Below are 2,068 nucleotides of genomic sequence, written 5' to 3' on the forward strand. Positions count from 1 at the left end.
TCGCGTAAATGGGCCAGCTTTTCGGCGATCTTGATCTCCAGGCCGCGATCCACCGGATAATAATAGCGTCGCTCGCCGAAGCTCTCGGGAAAATAGGTCTCGCCAGCAGCGTAGGCTTCGGGTTCATCATGGGCGTAACGGTAGGCCTTGCCGTAACCCAGCTCTTTCATCAGGCGGGTCGGGGCGTTACGCAGATGAATGGGAACTTCGTCCGAACCGGCCTGCTGGACATCTGCCCGGGCCTGGTTGAAGGCGGTATAGACGGCATTGCTCTTGGCCGCACAGGCCATATAGATCACCGCCTGGGCGATGGTCAGTTCGCCTTCGGGGCTGCCGAGCCGATCCTGGACATCCCAGGCGTGCAGCGCGATCGTCAGTGCGCGCGGATCGGCATTGCCGATATCCTCGCTCGCCATGCGCACCACACGCCGCGCAATGTAAAGCGGATCGCAGCCGCCGTCGATCATGCGCACGAACCAGTACAGCGCGGCGTCCGGATCCGAACCGCGCACGGACTTATGCAGTGCGGAGATTTGATCGTAAAACGCCTCGCCCTGCTTGTCGAAACGGCGCAGGCCACTGCCCAGCACTTCGGCCAGGGTCTGCTCCGTGATCCGGGCGCGGCCATCTGTTTCCTCGGCCAGTTCGGTCGCAATTTCCAGCAAATTAAGCGCGCGTCGGGCATCGCCATCGGCCGCCTCGGCCAGTCGCTGCAGCAGTTCGGGGGCAATTTCCAGGTGCAACTGCGCCAGCCCGCGTTGCGGATCGCCCAGTGCTCGTTGAATCACCTGCAGAATGTCGTCACTGTCCAGTGCCTTGAGCACATAGACCCGGGCGCGGGATAACAGGGCGTTGTTCAGTTCAAAGGAGGGGTTTTCGGTCGTGGCGCCGATGAACGTTACCGTGCCGTTTTCCACATAGGGCAGAAACGCATCCTGCTGGGATTTGTTAAAACGATGCACCTCGTCGACGAACAGCACGCTGGGCCGGTTCTGTTGTTGCTGTACCTCCTGGGCGCGGGCAATGGCGGCACGGATTTCCTTGACCCCGGACAACACTGCGGAGATGCTGAGAAACTCGGCATCACAATAGCGGGCGATCATCCGTGCCAGCGTCGTTTTGCCGGTGCCGGGCGGCCCCCAGAAGATCATCGAATGCAGCTTGCCCGATTCGATCGCCTGACGCAGCGGTTTGTTTGGCGCCAGTAAATGGCCCTGCCCGGCTATCTCATCCAGTGACTGCGGCCGCATGCGATCCGCCAGCGGCCGCCAGGCCAGCTCACTGCCGGACTGATCGCTCTGGTTATCGGAATAGAACATATCGGGGGTATCGGACATAGTAATCAGGTTGTCTTGAGCTATCAGGCGTTATTAGCAGAGTTGAGCGCGCTCAACCACCGAAATACCGACTACACCGAAGACACTGAAACAGATTTTTGCCGCTCAACGTTATCTTCAGTGTCTTCGGTGTATTCAGTGGTTCTTTACTTCTGAATTCTCGTCTCGTGACAGCTTATTGCTGGATAACATCCACGCCGGCCGGCGGCGTAAAACGAAAGGTCTCGGCCGAAAAAGCTGGATTGCGGCGAATGTCGTCGAATTCCAGCCGGGTAATCCGGCCAAAGCCATCTTTCAGTTCCATGGTACGGATCTGTTCGGCATCGAAGCCCAGGTTGATCTCTTCAAACTGGTTTTCGTTGCTTCGGGGAATCAGGCGAAACCAGTTCAGTTTACCTTCATCGTTATACGATTCGATCCGGTATTGACGTTGCAGATCCCCGGGACTACTGAGAATCATCGCCGGTGTATCGCGTAACAGATTTTTTTGCTGTTTGACGATAATCTGTTCCAGATCGACATCGTAAGACCAGAGCTTTTTTCCATCGGCAATATAGAGCTGCTCATATGGCCGGGTATATTTGAGGTAAAACCGATCGGGGCGCTTGATTTTGATGATGCCGTGACTTTCTTCTTCCAGTTCCTGCTCGGGACTGAACAGCTTCTGGACAAAACGCGCCTCGAAACTGTCGAGATTGCTGAAATAGTCCTCGATGGCCGGCGCGGCCTGA

Annotated in this window: 2 protein-coding genes; both read right to left on the reverse strand. The window is 57.0% G+C overall.

The window, feature by feature from the left end; translation table 11 throughout:
- A partial coding sequence (locus RI563_RS09490) for a replication-associated recombination protein A (RefSeq protein WP_317622876.1) occupies positions 1–1,319 on the reverse strand: 1,319 nt, incomplete at its 3' end.
- 193 nt (positions 1,320–1,512) lie between these two features.
- A partial coding sequence (gene lolA / locus RI563_RS09495; RefSeq protein WP_310694137.1) for an outer membrane lipoprotein chaperone LolA occupies positions 1,513–2,068 on the reverse strand: 556 nt, incomplete at its 5' end.

Source organism: Thiohalophilus sp. (assembly GCF_031581315.1).
Classification (GTDB): domain Bacteria; phylum Pseudomonadota; class Gammaproteobacteria; order UBA6429; family Thiohalophilaceae; genus Thiohalophilus.